Here is an 18,964-nt window from a genome sequence, read left to right on the forward strand (position 1 = left end):
TATAATTAGATAAAATCAAATTCAAAATTTACTTTAAATGAAAAGGAATGATTATGAGTGACAGATGAATCCCTTAAATTAGATAATCAATTGTGCTTTGCTCTATATGCTTGTTCCCGTGAAATAACAAAACTTTACAAGCCAGAATTGGATAAATTAGGTATAACCTACACCCAATATATTGCTCTTTTAGTGTTATGGGAAAAAGATAATATAACCGTAAAAGAAATTGGAATAAAACTGCATCTTGATTCTGGCACTTTAACCCCTCTATTTAAAAAATTAGAGTGTATGAACTTAGTAAAAAGAACTAGAGATACTGTAGATGAGAGAAATGTATATATTACCTTAACTCCTGCAGGTGTTGAATTAAAAAAAATGGCTATTTGTATACCAAAAGAAATCTTTTGCTCTACAGGTCTTTCACTTGAGAATGCAATTACTCTTAAGGAAAATGTTAATTCATTATTATCAAATTTAACTTCTAACAATAAAAAAATGTAAAATTTAATGTAGTAAGTTTAATGTGTTTTTAAAATTAAACTTACTACATTATTTTTTTGTAATTATCAATCTCTAATATAACCCTAGTTATCATTACGATTAATTCTTTTCTCAATACATGAGAAAACATCATGTATTTTTTCGAACAAAATTCCATAGATGATCCATACTGGTGCATAATCTAATGTGATTACTCCGCATATTGATAATGTTTTATTTACATATTTCCATGGGCACTCCCCTAAAACCAACCTAAGCAATAGTCCGCTAATTAATTCTACTGCAAATATAAGAACCATATATATGCCTCCCCTAACTATAAGCGGAAGATGCCTGATCCTATTATGGACTGGTTCAAGAAACACAGCAAGACCATATATAGGAAACATCCAAATGCAAGTTGTGCCCCTAAGTAATATATCTCCATTAAGCATTGCGCCAAAAGCATTCCAAAAAACCTCTCCTAAAAGACCTAAAAGTCCATATATAATAAATTTCTTCCACATAATGATATTGTGTGTGTTACATTTTAAAATATACTAATAATTCTATATAAGTTTTTCTTTAAATATATCAGTCAAATTCAATTTTGCAACTTTCTTCTTAATATCATCAATATCTAAAATATAAAGTCCACGTTCCTGCATTCTTTTAAAATACTCTGCTCCCGCAAATGTATATCTGTTTCTTCTTCCTTCTTTGGATTTCATTTTTTCATTTACATATGATATTAAGTCACCAATAGCAAGAGCATTTGGTAATATTAAAAGAGGCATTCCTAGATAATTTCGAACGGCATTATGTCCTGCCAAAGCACCTGTGCACATGGCTTCTGTGTGACCTACAAATAAGCCAGCCTTTTCTCCTGCGCAAAACAAATTATCGAGACCTACAACCCTCATATTATTAGTTCTTGGAGCTACAGACAGATATCTTATGGAGTTTCCCTTCCCACCTGCAATTGGATCTATATATTTTGCTTTTTCAAGACCTTTGATTTTTCTAAGCTTATCTAGTGGATAATATGACGTCATAAGCTTTGCATCACCTGTATCTAAGAGAATCATATTTTCTGCAAATTCTTTAAGTGCATATTGCTGACATACTTTCACTTTAAGCTTATCTAAATTCACATCTTCCTCTGGTACTTTTAAAATAACCACTCCACTCTCATTAAGTTCCTTCATAACCTCATCACCTAAAGAAGACTTAGCTAGTTTACACGAACCACTGAATGCTCCATATACATCCTCCCCCCTTTCCCCTTTTAAATCTTCAATACCTGCTCTATAACTTATGCTTACTCTAGGGCCAAATGCTGGACACCTTAACACACACATCGAACATCCATTTCCATACTTTAAGCAGTTGCCCATTGGGCCTGTTGAACCTGTAGTTTCTATAAATACATCTGCCACTACATACTCGCCGTTTGATAAATATATCCCTTTTATTTTATTTTCTTCTTTTTCAACATCTACTACCCTTGTTATCATGTTTAATTCTATATCCATATCTTTTAAACACTTAACCACTGCTGGTTCAATTTTATTTACATCATAAAACCAAGCATTTTTATGTGCAGGAAATTCAACATTTTTATGTCTACTATTCTCATCAGTTACATGTATCAACTCACCTGCCCCAAGTGCTATCAATTCTTCCGCTGCAGTATATCTACCATTATTCCTCATTATACCACCTGCATTTCCAAGTCCTAAAAGCATATCAGTTTTCTCATATAATGCGACCTGCGCTCCTGCTCGTTTTGCCGTGATTGCTGCCATGCAACCAGACCATCCACCACCAATTACGATAACCTTCAAAATGTTCTCCTCCCTTCTAATACATATTTAGGTTCTGTCTGCATTTTGCAGAGTCTTCTTAATTTAAGATCGTTATTAGTTCTTGTACAACAACCGCACACTCCTTCTCCACAACACATTTTTGCGTTATTACAGCAAGAATATTTAATGTTTTTATCTATATATTCCACACTCTTCATCAGTTCATAATTTAGGATATCTACAGCGTCACAATGAACTAAACTAATATCATTATTAATAGTTAGTTCTTTTAATAAATTATTAAATTTCTCTGTCATTATGCCATTTGCGGCTATTATATTACATTCTATAACCTTTGATGCATATTTCTTTATATACTCACATGCAAAGCTATTCTTATATGGTGAATTATCAATCACAACTATAATTTCATTATTATTTGCATGTAAATGTTTAAGTACCGGTATCATAGGTGCCTGCCCTATACCTCTTGCTACAATTAAGCACTTACTGTTTTTAATTCCATTTATGTTTTTCAATCCTAAAGTACCATTCCAAAATGGTCCTTTTATGAGTAGTTCATCTCCTATCTTTAACGTATCTAATGCTTTAGTTTTAGCTCCCTTTAATTCTATCGCAATACTGATTGTATTATTTGTCGTATCAGTATCCATTATTGATATCGGTGTATCAAACCTAGCCTCTGCACTTGGCCTTCGAGCAAAAATATAACTTCCAACACGAACCAATTCACTTACCAATTTATCACTTGCGCAAACAGTAAGTACAATAACATTGTCTTCAAATCTATTTTTCTCTAATATTCTACAATTATAATTTTTTCTACTTTCTTTGGCTTTATAACCATTCGTTGCATACTCTTGATAAATACATACCCCATTAAAGTTGCAGCAGTCACAAAAATCCTTCCCCGCTAGCTGTGAACATAATATACAATCTCCTGTTTCAGCAAGGTGACACGGACAAAATTCACTTCCTACATCAATACAGTCGTAGGGCTCATAACTCATAATATAACCTCCTTAAGCACTATTATATTAAACTATGTAAAATTACAAATAAATGTGCATATTAAATATATCTAACTATTCCCATTTTTGTAACACTGATCTTAAAAATACATACTATAATATATTAAGATTAAAAAAGCTAATAATTTATTAATTTTAAAGAGGAATATATATATGAGAATAGAATAAAGTATTGAGTGCTATTTTAAGGTAATAAAGAATAATATTTGATAATGAAAAGTAAACAATCCGAATATATTGAACAAATTCTGTTAATAAATGATATACTATAATAATAATATTCAATACATCATAAAATATGGAGATGATTTAAATGAAGTTATGTGAAATATGCAAAAAAAATATAGCAATGATATTAACCTCAAGAATTGAAAACGGCAAAACTGAAACTATAGGATTATGTATAGAATGTGCTAAAAAGAAGGGCATTCCGGTAATGGATCAATTAATGCAGCAAGCTGGATTATCCTCAGAGGATATTGAAAGCTTAAATGAACAAATGGGTACCATGTTTAACGATATGAATTTAGAAGATGTAAATAGTGATGATTTAAACATATCAGATAAGAATATTAAAAATGGCGAAGAGAAAAATATTATTGGCAACATTTTTAATGGATTGTTCTCATCTGTAGATAAAGGTAATGATTTTATAGACGGTGATGTTGAACCTTCCCCAAAAATCAAGAATGCATCGGATGATAAATCAAAAAAGAACTGGTTTAAGAAGAAACGAAAACATTTAGATACATATGGGATAAACTTAACAGACAAAGCAAAACAAAATGGTGTAGACAAAGTCATTGGGAGATATAAGGAAATTGATCGTGTGGTTCAAATATTAAATAGACGAGGTAAAAATAATCCTATCCTAATCGGTGAGGCCGGTGTAGGTAAAACAGCAATTGCTGAGGGTCTTGCTGTAAGAATCATAGAAAAACAAGTTCCAGAAAAATTATTTAATGCTGAAGTTTATTTACTTGACCTAACAGCTGTAGTTGCAGGAACACAATTTAGAGGACAATTTGAAAGTCGTATGAAATCAATTATTGAAGAGGCTAAGGAAAATGGAAATATAATATTAGTTATTGACGAAGTACACAATATTATGGGTGCAGGTGAAGTTCAGGGTGGAGCAATGAATGCAGCTAATATCTTAAAACCTGCTTTAGCAAAAGGTGAAATACAAGTTATTGGTGTAACAACTCTTGAAGAATATAGAAAATATATAGAAAAAGATGCAGCACTAGAGCGTAGATTTCAGCCAGTTCTAGTTGAGGAACCTAGTGTAACTGAAACAATAGAGATTTTAAAAGGCATACGAGGCTACTATGAAGATTATCATAAAGTCAAAATATCAGATGAAGTAATTGAAGAAGTTGTAACTTTATCTGAGAGATATATAACAGATAGATTTTTGCCAGACAAAGCAATTGATGTAATTGATGAAGCTGGTTCTAGAGCAAACCTAAAAAACAAAGGACTCATTGAACTCTTAGGACTTAAAGAGGAGTCAATCAGGATTCAAACAGAGAAAGATGAAGCAGAGGCTAATGGGAATTTTGAAAAAGCTGCTGAATATAGGACTAAGTTATGCAAAGTAAAAGAAGATATTAACGAAACTCAAAAAACATGTGCTGAGGTTCAAATTACTATAGAAGATATTGCTTTTGTTATTGAATCATGGACTAAAATTCCGATTCAAAAAATCACAGAAAAAGAAGCGAAAAAACTATTAAATTTAGAAAGCAGGCTTCACAAAAGGGTTATAGGTCAAAATGAAGCTATTAAGAGTTTGTCTAGAGCAATAAGGCGAAATCGTTCAGGCTTTAGAAAAAAGAAAAAGCCATCCTCTTTTATTTTCGTTGGACCGACTGGTGTTGGAAAAACAGAACTTGTTAAAACGCTTTCCTGTGAACTTTTTGGAAGTGAGGATGCACTAATAAGAATTGATATGTCTGAATATATGGAAAAACATACGGTTTCAAAACTAATTGGTGCCCCACCAGGTTATGTAGGATACGATCAAGGTGGACAATTAACTGAAAAAGTAAGAAGAAAACCATATTCAGTAATTCTACTAGATGAAATAGAGAAAGCTCACCCTGATGTATTTAATATGTTACTTCAAATTCTTGATGATGGAATCCTAACAGATAGCCAAGGCAGAACTGTTTTCTTTGAAAACACTGTAATAATAATGACATCAAACGCAGGAACTGAGTTTAAATCAAGCAACATTGGCTTTGTTAACGGTGATTACGGTATATTAGAGGCACGTGTAAAAGATGCATTAAAACAAACATTTAAACCTGAATTTTTAAATAGGGTAGATGAAATAATTGTATTTACGCCTCTTGAAAAGAAAGAACTTAGAGAAATAGTAGATTTAATGATTACGGAGGTAATTGAAGAGGTAGGCGAAAAGAATATTACAATGAATGTCTCAAAAGCAGTAGCTGACTTTATATTAGAAAAAGGGTACGATGATAAATATGGAGCAAGACCGCTAAGACGTACTATTCAAAAATATATTGAAGATGAGATTGCAGAGCATTATCTCCAAAATGAATTTAGTGAAGGATCAAATATATCTGTAGAATTACAAGATGATAAAATAGTTATAGTATAAAAAGTCAAAAGCTACTGAATAATTTTCAGTAGCTTTTAACTTTATTATTGTTCTATCTCTTGTTTATCCAAATCATATGTTTTTGACGGATTATAAATATTATACTGTTGTTCTAGATAAATAACCAAGTTATAAATTCCACTGCATAAGAACATTGCGAAAAATATATCCATTATCACGTGTTGTTTTACGAATTCAGTAGATATAATAATAAGAAATCCAATTATGTTAACTGGTATTTTAATTGACTTTCTAGCATTAGTAGCATTGATTCCTTTAACAGCTAGATATGCTGTAATGACATGAATGCTTGGGAAACAATTATATGGCTCATCCGAATTATAGGTAAATAAAATCATCTTTGACAATATATCATTACCAGTAACTATAGGCCTTATAACCGTAGTTTGAAAAAAGTAGTATGTAATAAATGCAACAACATAACATAGAAATAAAGTAATCATAATTTTATAATAAACTTTTCTGTTTTTAAAACACAAATAAACAAAACAAAAGGCTAAAAAAAACCATAAAGTCATGTAAGGTATTATAAAAATTTTTATAAGGGGCATAGACCTATCCAAATCTGTAGTAAGATCATAAACGCCTCTATGAGTACTATTTAATGTCCAATAAAACAAATTAGAAAAAGGAACAGAACCTATAAGCACTAATGGTAATAACTTTTTAAAAAGATTTTTCAAACAATCAGTCCTTTCTTCAAAGACTATTTTAACGGAAAATTACAATTCTTTCAATGATTTTACAAAAATAAAGTTGTAAACATTATTTAATTACTATAAAAACTAACCAACTCCAAATTGGTTACAACTTTTAGTTAAAAGCTGTAATTGCCAAATGTCATTAAAAAGCTATATAAGCCATTTAAAAAGGTGTAATCATTTATTCTATAAGATATACTTATTGAGGCTTATTTTCTCTTATACTAGCTCTAAGAGTTGTATATAAGCTATGTTAAATACATATACCTATGTATTTAAAAAACAAAACAAAAAAAGAGCCGATTATGGCTCTTTTTTATTGTAAAATGAAATTTTTAATTTTATTAAATCTAAATCTAAAATTAGTTTTACTTTCGACACTACTCTTAGACACCAAACTTTCCGTTAATAAAAGTTTATTATTTGCATATACATCTAACCTTCCAATTTTTTCACCTTGATGTACTGGTGCATAAACCTCATATAATGGTTTTTTAACTTTAATTTCAATTTTTTGATCATTTTTAACTGGAATTATAATATCTCTTTTGCTTACTATTTCTACATTGCTATTTCCATTTTTCAAAATAATTTTTCCTAGAATATCACCTTTACTTACAAGCTTTTTATATTTATAAGTTTTTTCAATATAGTTATTTATTTTTTCAGTTTCTTTCCACCTTGGGGTACAATTCAATGTAATTATAATAATATCTCTATTTTGAATTTTGACAGAAGTCACTAGACATTTACCTGCTTTGCCTGTGAATCCTGTTTTTACACCTGTTGAATTTGGTAAAATAGACAAAATTTTATTGATATTATGATAACTTCTAGTAAAATCATAGTCATTTGCAATAATATCTTTTGAGCCTACTATATCATTAAAAGTTTTAACCTCTTTTGCCTTGGCAGTTATTAAAGCTAAATCATATGCAGTTGAATAATGATTACTACTATCTAATCCATGCGGAGATTCAAAATTACTATTTAATAATCCAATTTCTAAGGCATACTCATTCATAAGTTTTAAAAACTCATCAACACTCCCACTTACCCCTTCAGCAATTGCAATTGCTGCATCGTTCCCAGATCTCATTAAAAGGCCATACAATAATTCTTTTAAAGTTATCTCCTCTCCTTCTTTCAACCCTATTTCAGAACCGCGTACAGTTGCTGCCTTTTTTGATATAATCATTTTCTTGTTTAAATCTCCACATTTAATTGCAACAAGTGCAGTTATTATCTTTGTAGTGCTTGCAATTTCAATTGGAGTATATGCATTCTTTTCATATAAGACAACTTTTGAATCGCAATCTAACGCTATAGCACTTATCGCATTAACATATAGATCTTCTGCATGAACAGTTTGAACTACGGTTGAAAATAATAAAACTAAGCTTAAAGATAATGATAAATACACTTTAGATTTTTTTGTCATGATTTCACCTCTTTTAATTTTCATAACTTTTAAAGTATCTCTTTCTCTTAAAAAATATTATGTCCTTTATTGATTTTTTTATTGGTTATTGAGCATAATACCAATTATTAGATAGATTGGAGGTTGTGATGTTTAAATTTATAGTAGCATTTCTTTTTGTGTTAACAATTATATTATTTCCAATCCATTTAAAAATAACTCTTAAATACACAAACAAAGTCTTGGAAATTTATATATATAAAAAGAAACTAGAGGTAAATAAACCTTTAAAAAGTAATTCAAATGATCAATTAAAGTCTAAACCTGCAAAAATATCTTTTAAACCATTAAATTTAATAGATATAAATTTAATTAGTCATAAATTTAAGAATTTAAGATTTAAGCCAACATTAATTTTAAATACTAAACTAGAATATGGATTCGACGATGCTGCCTTGGTAGCTATCGTATTTGGTTTAATTCATTCAACCTACAGTATTTTGTATTTGATATTAATAAATTTTGTTAAAGTTAAAAACATTGATCTTAAAGTTACGCCTCATTTTAAAGAAAATAATCTAAATATGGAAATTTCGAGTATAATATACATCAATTTTGTAAAAATTATTTATATGGCATTTATAATATTACCTTGCCTTATAAACATAAAACATAACAAAACAAATTTTAAAAAATATAGAGGAGGAAATGTACATGGATAATCATCCAATTGAAAATTTAATGAGGAGCACCATGGAGAGTATAAAAGATATGATAGATGTTAACACCATTGTAGGCGACCCTGTAAAATCGTTAGATGGAACTACAATTATTCCTATATCAAGAGTATGTTTTGGTTTTGCATCTGGAGGTAGTGAATTTAATAATATCAATACTACTGACTCAACTAATAAATATCCTTTCGGAGGTGGTTCTGGTGCTGGAGTCACGGTTAAACCAGTCGCATTTTTAGTTGTTAAAAATGATTCAATTAGGCTATTATCTGTAGATCAGCAAAACACATATGATAAAATTGTTGATACCGTACCACAAGTTATCGATATTATTAAAGGTATGTTTAAAGATAAATGTGCTAATGATACAGAACCCGAAAATAAAGAATCCAACAATAACCAGAAGTGTGATGAATAATCTTTATTAAATATATATAACAACTTATAAAGTTAAAATAATAACCCCAACCTAATAAAGTTTTTTAATTTAAAAACTTTATTAGGTTGGGGTTACAGCTATATATATAATTAATATTTTAAATATTTACTTTACCTGATTAATATCAACATCGGGTTGCAAATTTTCTTTGTTAAACTCTTCTAAAGAAGGCATTTCATTTAGGTTAAGAAAATTAAAATGTTTAAGAAATTCATCTGTGGTTACATATATGATTGGTCTTCCCGGAACATTTTTTCGTCCACTTTCTTTTATTAGTCTTTTTTCTGACAAGGTGTAAATTGCTCTATCACTCTTAACTCCTCTTATGTCCTCAACCTCCACTCTCGTCATTGGCTGCTTATAAGCAATTATGGCTAAAGTTTCAAGTGAAGCTTGAGATAAAGATTGCCTGACATTTATCTTTAATAGCTTTTGGACATATTCGCTATTACATGGTTTTGTAACAAGTTGATATTCATCATTAGTTTCTATAATTCTAATGCCTCTCTGCTCCTGCTCATATTTTACTTTTAATTCATTTATTAACTTCATTGTAAATTCAATACTACATTCTAAAATATTTGCAATTTCTGTTAGTTTTAATGATTCTCCAGCAACAAATAGCAACGATTCAATAATAGAATAATATATATTATTAGTAGAAATATCCTTACTTACTGATTGTTTAATATTAAATTCATTCATATTAATTTACCCTTTCTAAATATATAGCTTTAAAATTGCTTTCTTGAAATACTCGTACACTCTTAATCTTAATTAACTCAAGTAATGCTAAGAACATAACAATAACTTCTATTTTAGATGAGTAACCATAGATTAAATTTGTAAAGTGGATTTTTCCAAAATGATTTAGCTTTTGTTTTAATTCCTCCATTTTATCTTCTATTTTATATTCATCTATCAATATTTCTTTATTTACAATAATATCTGTATTCATCTTATTTTTATATTTTTCCATTAAACTATTATATAAATTATGTAAATCAAAAATTGTAATATTTTTTAGAAAATCTACTTCTTTAGTATTCTGATTATCTTCTTCAATTATTTCAGGTTTTTTACTAATCATTATACCTGTCTCTTGCTCCATCACCTTCAAATTTTCAGCTATAACTTTATATTTTCTATATTCCACTAGTTTGTCCATTAATTCCTTTTCCACATCATATTCATCCTCAGTACTAACGTCTTCTTTATTTTTGGGCAACAAATATTTTGATTTAATTTCAATTAAAGTTGCCGCTATAACAATAAATTCTGATGTCATTTCTAAATCCATTTCTTTCATACTTCTAAGATACTCCAAATACTGATTCGTAATTTCAACAATGTTAATATCATAAATATTCATCCTATTTTTCTTTATAAGGTGCAATAATAAGTCAAACGGGCCTTCAAAATTAGTTACCTTTATACTTACTGGCATGTACACTCTCTCCTATTATAAACAAATAATTATAAAGAAATATTCATTTTACTTTAATTTCTTTATATCAAGTTTAATTTAAGTATAATATTAAAATATATAAAATGATACATTTTATAAAAAATAACCTCTAAGCAAGTATTTATTTGCTCAAAAGTTATTTTATTTATCTTTAAAATATATGGTAGTTAAATTGCTTTATCAAATAAGTCTGTAAAATTATTTATAATGTTATCCCATACCCTAGATTTTTTAATATCTCTATCACTATAGATATTAATCTTGCCACATAGTTTGTTATCAACATATATTTCACAAGATCCAATAACTACATTTTTTTTATAATCTTTCAACCCTTGTTTTAGAACAAATTTTTTAGTTATCATATTCTTATTACCTCTTTCAAGCGTTATAAGAAAATCTTCTTGTGCTTTAGCAATTATAAACTTGTCACCCTTTTTATTTAAAATTATTTTTTCTAAATTTTGATCCTTCACTATTACCTTTTTAGTTTCAAATTTAGAGAAACCATAATTCATCAACATGCTTGCATCGCTATTTCTTATTTTAAAAGTTGGCGCACCCATAATTATTGCAAGCATTCTAACATTATTTTGTTTTGCAGTAGCTGATATGCAATATTTCGCTTCATTTGTAAATCCAGTTTTAAGTCCATCACATCCATTAAAAAATCTAACAAGCTTATTATGGTTTACGAGACCTATAGGAGCTTTCCTTCCCTCAGAAATAGTTTCCATGTATGTTGATGAATATTTTAATATTTTAGGATGTTTTAATAATTCTCTAGACATAATTGAAATATCATATGCTGTTGTAATATGTCCATCTGCACTTAAACCAGTGCAATTTTTAAAACTAGTATCTTTCATATCCAAACTTTTAGCTTTTGCATTCATCATATTAACAAAGGCCCCTTCACTACCTGCTAAGTACTCTGCCATTGCAACAGCTGCATCATTTCCTGATGCAATAGCAATTCCTTTTAAAATTTCTTCTACGGTTCTAACTTCACCTGTATCAAGTATCATACTACTTCCACCCATTTTTTTTGAGTTTTCACTTACAGTTATCTTATCAGTTAATTTGATTTTACCAGAATCTACTGCCTCCATAGCAAGTAACATAGTCATTATTTTAGTTACCGAAGCTGGAGCAAATTTTTCATGAGAATTTTTTTCATATATTATTTTACCACTAGTTGGTTCCATTAATAATGCTGACTTTGCCTGAACGACAATCCCTTTGTCATCTTTATTTTCTGCTTTAGCAGGAATATTACAAAACTGCGTGGTAAAAATTAATGATAAAATTAAACATAATACATTTCTAAATCTTCTTTTCATATTTATCCTCCTCATAATCCTTTATGCTAGATAACAATTCTTAAAAGCCATCTGCACTGCTTAAAATTCATAACATTATTTTTACCAAAACATATTGATATTATCACTATTTATCTATAATAATTAAAAAATTTATTTTATCCATAGAACAAAAATAAGAATTCATCTTTATTTATAAAGACGAATTCTTATTTTTCTCTGTTCACTTTATGACATGAAACCTAATTAATTTATTGAAATTATTTTCTAAATCAATATCTATGCTCTAGGAAATGTGTTCTTGTAAATCTCTGAAATTTTATTTTTTTTAACTACTGTTGAATAAATTTGAGTTGTGGACATACTATTATGTCCAAGTAGCTCCTGAACTGCACTTATACCTGCACCATTTTGTAATAAATGTACAGCAAATGAATGTCTTATTGTATAAGAATTTATTGTTTTTTTTATGCTAGTGGTTTTAGCATATTCTTTAATGATTTTCCAAAAACCTTGCCTTGTCATTTTCTCACTTTTTGTATTTAAAAAAAGTAAATTTAAGTTATTTAAGTTTATTTTATATCTAATCTTTAAATATTCTGACATACAGCTAATCGCATGTCTACCTATTGGAATTATTCTTTCATTTTTTCTACCATTATTACATGTTATGTATAACGAATCTAAATTAATATCATATACTGTTAAACTTAAAAGTTCTGAAACCTTCATGCCTGTTGCATACATTAATTCTAACATCACTTTATCTCTACATCCTTTAATTGTTAATTGATCTGGTTGATTTAATAATTCATCTATCTCCTCAATTGATAAAATCTGAGGTATATTCCGTTTGATTTTTGGGAGAGAAAAATAAGCTGTTGGATCATTTTGGGCAAGGTTGCTTTTAATAAGATATTTATAGTAATTTCTAATAGAAACAATACTTCTTGCTATCGAACTATTCGCTTTGCCTTCTTTTTTAAGATACTCAGAATAAGCCATTATTGTTATGTTATCAACCGTTTCCTGGGTCTCATTTCTATTCTCCGTGAAGTCAATGAATCGTTTTACATCTCTCGTGTAGGCGTCAATAGTATTTCTCGTCAACTTATTATTTTGTAATTTTTTTATATAAATTGTCAATAAATCATTCATAATTTCTCTCCTATATTATAGGGAATGTTAATATTTTACATGCATTAGACTCTAAAAAATAAATAAAATGTAAGAACATAATTATAAACTAATTTATAATTATTATCAACTAATTTGTAAACCATAACACTGTTTATATATCTCTTTGGGTTATTAATTAATCTTGAAAGTGAATAATCTACAAATTTGGGGAGAAAAATACCCATTACTATTAAAATAATAAAACATTTAATTGATAATATAACAAAACTGAATAAATCCTTATGCTTCATTTGCTTAGACTTCCCAAATTATTAATAAGATTTTTAACAAAATAAGGCGCAATATATGATTCTATAATTATCCCTATAAACAAGAAACCTATTATTACAATAAATATTACACTATAATATATTATTCTGCTAGATATACTACTTGTCCATTGTTTATTGAACTTGTTTCTTAATAACATTATAGAAAATTCCATTGATATCACCGATGCAAAAATAATGCATGGAATATAAATTAAATTTTGAGGTAATACCCCTAGTATTGCAATACCAATACCACTCTTTCCTAGCCCACTAATCATAAAGCTAAAGGTAAAACCAACTGTAAACCCTTTTAACAAATCAATTATCACAATAATTGGTAAACCCACAATAGTTAACCCTAAAAACCATAGAAAAATAATTACTGGTAAATTGTTTTTTATTGATTGAAAAAATATTAATTTGTAACTAATCCCACTTGTGTTTGAAGGATCAATAAAATTAATTAAATAATTCACTAAATCCTTGTGTTCAAATTCACCCATATATTTCACACTATAAATCCCTAAAATTATACCTGTAAATACACACAAAATACTTATAATATACAACCAATAATTTTCTTGTATATGTTTATTTACATTACTTATTAATGCGTTAGATGACATAATTTTTCCCCCTTTGTTAATCATTATATTTTTTTATAGCTACTCATAATATGTTATTAAAATCCACTCACGTTATATTCATGCTTGGCTTCACCTTATTTAAGATAAAATTGAGCATAAATAATTACAATATCTTAATTAATATTTATGATAACAAAGGAGTTTATATGCATATTTAGTTTAACATTAATAAGCACATTACAATTTTATTTTATTCACCTCTTCTCCATAAATTTCACTATAAAAAAACGCCTTTACAAATTACATATTTTATGTTATAATACTTATATAGAGGTGATTCAATATCAATACTAAAAAAATAGAAAAACTACCAAATAAAAAATTAACTACTAAACTTAATTCTAAGGAAGATTCAATTTCTAATGATAATTTAATTTACGATTCTTTTGAAGAATATCTTAATAACTATAATTCTAATTAATATTAAGGATGTAAGCTTTTGCTTACATCCTATTATTTTTCTTAAGCTTTCATTTTAAACAAAATAAAAGAGCATCTATTAAAGACACTCTTAATCTATCTATTTAGCTAACTCTATTTTGTAATCTTAACTTATCAGCAACCATTGCTATGAATTCTGAATTAGTTGGTTTACCTTTAGCATTATGAACGGTATACCCAAATATTTTGTTTATAGTTTCAACTTGACCACGTCCCCATGCTACTTCTATAGCATGTCTTATTGCTCTCTCCACCCTACTAGCAGTGGTATTAAACTTTTTAGCAATAGATGGGTATAATTCCTTTGTCACTGCAGATAAAAGTTCAATATCATTTACTACCATAGTAATTGCTTCTCTTAAATACATATATCCCTTAATATGGGCCGGCACTCCAATTTCATGTATTATATTTGTTATTTCAGCTTCTAAGTCCATAGGTTCATTACGGTTGCTTTTCCTAGCTTCAGTTGTATCAATAAAAGAGATTGATTTTTTACTATTATCACTAGAAATCGTATTGTTAAACATCTGCCTTATTCGTTTTGTGAAAACTTCCATATCAAAAGGTTTTACTACATAATAATCTGCTCCAAGTGCTATCGCCCTTTGTGTTATTTTATCTTGTCCCACTGCAGATAAAACTATTATTTTAGGTATTGGATTAAGATCCATACTGCCTAATCTTTCAAGTACCCCAAGACCATCTAAATGTGGCATTATTATATCCAATACTACTAGATCAGGTTTTCTCTCTTTTATTAGCTTAAGAGCCTCTATTCCATCTTTTGCAATACCTGTAACCATAATATCTCTTTGGCTTAGCAAATAATCATTTAAAATATTACAAAACTCTTTATTATCATCTGCAATAAGCACACTAATTCTTGGTTCTTCCATATTCTAACTCCCCTTTATAAATAAATTCCCATATCTTAACAAATATTAATTCGACAAAAGAATTACAATTCCTTCTTATATTAAAAAAAATATTACAAATAAATGATAAATTATCATTTATTTGTAATGTATAGGATAACACATGCTACTCTATATCTCATTATATCTATTTTACCTCTTTTTTTTAGATAATGCTAGTTATTTTGATAAAATGCCTGCATCTTTCAACATCCATTCAATGTATATACCATATCCAACGTCAGGTTTATTAATTAAAACATGGGTAACCGCTCCAACAATTTTATTGTTTTGAATTATTGGACTACCACTCATACCTTGCACTATGCCTCCTGTTTTCTCTAAAAGTCTGGGATCTGTAATTTTAATTATCATGCTTTTTGAGCCTGGTATATCTTGTGATAATAGCTTTTGAATTTCTATTTTAAATAATTCCGGCTCATTACCATTAACAGTAGTTAAAATTTGTGCTTCGCCTTCTTTTATCTCATTTCTAAGACCTATTTTCATAGGTTTATTAAATTTATTGTTTATAAGACTTTCACTTCCATTTCCAAATATACCACATTCTGTATTGTTCATTAATTGACCTTTTATTTTGTTTTCATCTATAAAAAGTCCTCTTAACTCTCCTGGTGTTCCTCTCGTACCTTTTTTTATAGAAACTATATTAGATGATATTATTACACCATTGTTAATACTTAATATTGTTCCAGTATCCGTATCTGTAATTGGGTGACCTAAAGCTGCAAATTTGTTAGTTTTACTATCATATAATGTTAACGTCCCAACGCCCGCAGTAGAATCTCTCACCCACAACCCAATTTTTTGTTTACCATCTGTGGAATCAATAGTAGGTTTAACCTTTATATCAAAAATCTTGGAACTATTTCTACGTTGTATTTTAAGTGTAAGCTCCGGATCTTTTTCTTTGTTAACAAATCGGCTTATATCTTCGGCGTGATTTATAACAATATTATTTATTTTTATTATACTATCTCCTATTTCTACACCTGCATTTGAAGCAGGACTCTGTGTTTTACCATTAATACCATCAATATCAGATAAAGCCACTACTAAAACGCCCTTAGTATTTAGTTTAACACCAATTGGTTGCCCTCCTGGATAAACCATTATATCTTGATTTTTCGTCACAAAAGTCGATTTTGCTTTTAATATATTATCTGTATCTTCTTTTGTTTTTTTGCCTTTTTCAATTATATAATGATTTGAAAGAACATTATTTGTATTTACTTTTGCATTTATAATGTTGTTAAAATATAAAGTTTGTATTGGTTTGTCAAATGCAGAAACAGCTATACTTTGACTTTGGTAGCAAACACCTAAAGCAATTATTAGTATTGGCGTTATAAGTAAGCAAAATATATTCAATCTTTTTTTCATAAGCTTTATCTCCTTTTCTCTTATAGTTATAAATTTAAGTTACCCTCACAATCTCCATATTATGCTCTAATATTAATTCAAAAACAGTCAAAGACATAGATTCAAAACTAAATTATGATAAATTAAAAAAATTCTTCTGTATTTCAATTATTTTATAAATAATACAACATTGAACTATTTCATTTAATTTAATTATAATGTTACCCACATTTAAAATTTTATAATTCCACTAACTTTAAAAACAAAAAAAATAAAGTCAAGTATAATGACTTTATTTTTCCCTTTTAAATAAATATTTATTACTATATTCTTATAAAAATCAAAACTATTTTTTCTTTCGATTATTAGCTAAATTTATCATTTCCTTAGAATTTTCTAATGTTAATTTAGTAACCTCTGTGCCACCTATCATTCTAGCTATTTCTTGTTGTTTTTCATTATCATTCATTCGTATAATATTAGTATATGTTTTATCATTTACAACATTTTTGGATATTAAATAATTTATATCTGCCATACTAGCTATTTGTGGCAAATGAGTTACGCAAAAAATTTGATGGTTTAATGATATTAGATACATTTTTTCTGCAACACATTGCGCAATCCTGCCACTAATGCCGGTATCTATTTCATCAAATATAACAGTGGGTATTTCATCCTTATCCACGAACACAGTTTTAAGTGCAAGCATTATACGTGATAATTCTCCCCCAGATACTATTTCTTCTAAAGGATTTAATGGTTCACCTGGGTTGGTAGCTATACAAAATTGAACTTTATCACAACCATTTTTATAAAATTCATCTGTAAGTTTTACTTCAATAAAAAATTTACTCCTTTCAAGTCCAATATAATTAAGTTCATCTTTTATTTTATTTTGAAGATTTTTTGCTGTCTCACATCTAATTTCATGAATTTCATTCCCTATAATTCTCATTTCACCCTCAAGAGCTATTTTTTCTTTTTTAAGAGAAGCGATTATTTCACTACTATTAGTTAATTCTTCATACTCAACATCAATTTTATCTCTATATTCATAAATTTCTTTTATAGTAGATCCATACTTCTTCTTACAATTATTAATTTGGTTTATTCTACTATTCATATATTCCAATTCTTTTTCATCATAATAAATTGACTCTTTTAAGTCTCTAATTTCTGTGATATTTTCCTCAATATTAAAATAACTTTCTTCAATAGAATCTGTAATTTCTTTTATTTTATCCATATGTTTTTCAATAGTTCGAAGTTCTTTTATCGCAATAGCTAAGTTATACAATACTGAGGGATTTTCCTCATCACTAGTGTATAATAATTGATAACTTCTTGATAAATGCTTCTCCAAGTTTTCAGAATTACTAACTATTGCATATTTTTCTAAAAGTTCCTCATCTTCACCAATTTTGAGATTAGCATTTTTAATCTCTTCTAATTGATAATTTAAAAAATCAATTCTCTTATCTCGTTCTCCTTCATTACCTTCAAGTTTAATAATTCTATTTTTTATACTAATCATTCTTGTATATTTGTCATTATATTCAATTATAGCCGTTCTAAGCCTCTCATTACCAAAAGAATCCACATAAAATATATGATTAGCTTTATCTAATAAGTTATGGTTATCATGTTGACCATGAATATCTAGTAGATTCTTACTAATATATTTAACTTTTGAGAGTAGCAATGATTTACCATTAACTTTAGCAATGCTTTTCCCAGATTGAAAAGTCTCACGACTTATGAATACTGTATCTTCATAATCAATATCCATCTCTTCTAAAACGCTCCTATTATTTTGGTTATCTATGGTAAAAATAGCCTCTACATAAGTTTTATTTTCCCCTGTTCTAATTAAGCTCTTATTAAATTTACCCCCTAATACATAATTTATAGCATCAATTAAAATTGATTTTCCTGCTCCAGTTTCACCTGAAAGAACATTAAAACCTCTTTCAAAATTAATGCTTAATTTTTCAATTAGAGCAAAATTCATAATATTTAATTGTAGGAGCATACGTATTCCT

The 18,964-nt window shown here is 28.2% G+C and carries 17 protein-coding genes; 4 read left to right on the plus strand and 13 right to left on the minus strand.

Translation table 11 applies throughout. The features are described from left to right. Positions 1–57: 57 nt before the first annotated feature. Positions 58–504 (plus strand): MarR family winged helix-turn-helix transcriptional regulator, encoded by a 447-nt coding sequence (locus KPL54_RS03400; RefSeq protein WP_216104714.1) that lies wholly within the window; start codon positions 58–60, stop codon positions 502–504. A gap of 83 nt (positions 505–587) precedes the next feature. Here the strand turns inward: KPL54_RS03400 and KPL54_RS03405 are convergent, their stop codons facing one another. Genes KPL54_RS03405 through KPL54_RS03415 form a run of 3 tightly spaced genes read right to left on the minus strand, consistent with a single transcriptional unit; the run spans position 588 to position 3,322 of the window. Further along, complete coding sequence (locus KPL54_RS03405; protein ID WP_216104716.1) at positions 588–1,010, minus strand: putative ABC transporter permease; 423 nt, start codon at positions 1,008–1,010, stop codon at positions 588–590. Between the two features lie 42 nt (positions 1,011–1,052). Next, on the minus strand, positions 1,053–2,330 hold the full coding sequence (locus KPL54_RS03410) for an FAD-dependent oxidoreductase (RefSeq protein WP_216104718.1): 1,278 nt from the start codon (positions 2,328–2,330) through the stop codon (positions 1,053–1,055). Next, entirely contained in the window at positions 2,327–3,322 is a 996-nt protein-coding gene (locus KPL54_RS03415) for a sulfide/dihydroorotate dehydrogenase-like FAD/NAD-binding protein (RefSeq protein ID WP_216104720.1), read from the minus strand. Before KPL54_RS03415 ends, KPL54_RS03410 begins: the two co-directional genes overlap by 4 nt. Before the next feature lie 334 nt (positions 3,323–3,656). Here KPL54_RS03415 and KPL54_RS03420 point away from each other — a divergent pair, with 334 nt between their 5' ends. After that, positions 3,657–5,975 (plus strand): ATP-dependent Clp protease ATP-binding subunit, encoded by a 2,319-nt coding sequence (locus KPL54_RS03420; protein ID WP_216104722.1) that lies wholly within the window; start codon positions 3,657–3,659, stop codon positions 5,973–5,975. 44 nt (positions 5,976–6,019) lie between these two features. Here the strand turns inward: KPL54_RS03420 and KPL54_RS03425 are convergent, their stop codons facing one another. Together KPL54_RS03425 and KPL54_RS03430 are read right to left on the minus strand one after the other, a co-directional pair. Continuing rightward, positions 6,020–6,679 (minus strand): phosphatase PAP2 family protein, encoded by a 660-nt coding sequence (locus tag KPL54_RS03425; protein ID WP_216104724.1) that lies wholly within the window; start codon positions 6,677–6,679, stop codon positions 6,020–6,022. Between the two features lie 334 nt (positions 6,680–7,013). Next, positions 7,014–8,138: a D-alanyl-D-alanine carboxypeptidase family protein gene (locus KPL54_RS03430; RefSeq protein ID WP_216104726.1), complete on the minus strand. Its 1,125-nt coding sequence runs from the start codon at positions 8,136–8,138 to the stop codon at positions 7,014–7,016. A 128-nt stretch (positions 8,139–8,266) separates the two neighbouring features. Between KPL54_RS03430 and KPL54_RS03435 the strand changes: the two genes are divergently transcribed. Both KPL54_RS03435 and ytfJ read left to right on the plus strand, forming a co-directional pair. Beyond that, positions 8,267–8,839: a DUF2953 domain-containing protein gene (locus tag KPL54_RS03435; protein WP_216104728.1), complete on the plus strand. Its 573-nt coding sequence runs from the start codon at positions 8,267–8,269 to the stop codon at positions 8,837–8,839. After that, positions 8,832–9,269: a GerW family sporulation protein gene (gene ytfJ / locus KPL54_RS03440; RefSeq protein ID WP_216104730.1), complete on the plus strand. Its 438-nt coding sequence runs from the start codon at positions 8,832–8,834 to the stop codon at positions 9,267–9,269. Before KPL54_RS03435 ends, ytfJ begins: the two co-directional genes overlap by 8 nt. Before the next feature lie 126 nt (positions 9,270–9,395). Here the strand turns inward: ytfJ and scpB are convergent, their stop codons facing one another. The 8 genes from scpB to recN all read right to left on the minus strand — a co-directional run bounded on the left by scpB (position 9,396) and on the right by recN (position 18,954). Continuing rightward, positions 9,396–9,995 (minus strand): SMC-Scp complex subunit ScpB, encoded by a 600-nt coding sequence (scpB, locus tag KPL54_RS03445; protein WP_216104732.1) that lies wholly within the window; start codon positions 9,993–9,995, stop codon positions 9,396–9,398. 1 nt (position 9,996) lies between these two features. Then, positions 9,997–10,737, minus strand: a complete 741-nt coding sequence (locus KPL54_RS03450) for a segregation/condensation protein A (protein ID WP_216104734.1) — start codon at positions 10,735–10,737, stop codon at positions 9,997–9,999. A gap of 188 nt (positions 10,738–10,925) precedes the next feature. Beyond that, positions 10,926–12,101, minus strand: coding sequence for a D-alanyl-D-alanine carboxypeptidase family protein (locus tag KPL54_RS03455; protein ID WP_216104742.1), 1,176 nt, complete (start codon positions 12,099–12,101; stop codon positions 10,926–10,928). 258 nt (positions 12,102–12,359) lie between these two features. Beyond that, positions 12,360–13,238, minus strand: coding sequence for a tyrosine recombinase (locus tag KPL54_RS03460; protein WP_216104743.1), 879 nt, complete (start codon positions 13,236–13,238; stop codon positions 12,360–12,362). Between the two features lie 268 nt (positions 13,239–13,506). After that, entirely contained in the window at positions 13,507–14,157 is a 651-nt protein-coding gene (gene spoIIM, locus KPL54_RS03465; RefSeq protein ID WP_216104745.1) for a stage II sporulation protein M, read from the minus strand. Positions 14,158–14,702: 545 nt separating this feature from the next. Further along, positions 14,703–15,518 (minus strand): sporulation transcription factor Spo0A, encoded by an 816-nt coding sequence (spo0A, locus tag KPL54_RS03470; RefSeq protein ID WP_216104747.1) that lies wholly within the window; start codon positions 15,516–15,518, stop codon positions 14,703–14,705. 198 nt (positions 15,519–15,716) lie between these two features. Beyond that, positions 15,717–16,940, minus strand: a complete 1,224-nt coding sequence (spoIVB, locus tag KPL54_RS03475) for a SpoIVB peptidase (RefSeq protein WP_216104749.1) — start codon at positions 16,938–16,940, stop codon at positions 15,717–15,719. Between the two features lie 325 nt (positions 16,941–17,265). Next, positions 17,266–18,954 (minus strand): DNA repair protein RecN, encoded by a 1,689-nt coding sequence (gene recN, locus KPL54_RS03480; protein ID WP_216104751.1) that lies wholly within the window; start codon positions 18,952–18,954, stop codon positions 17,266–17,268. Positions 18,955–18,964 lie beyond the last annotated feature (10 nt).

This window comes from Clostridium estertheticum, from assembly GCF_018861295.1.
Lineage (GTDB): Bacteria > Bacillota > Clostridia > Clostridiales > Clostridiaceae > Clostridium_AD > Clostridium_AD estertheticum_D.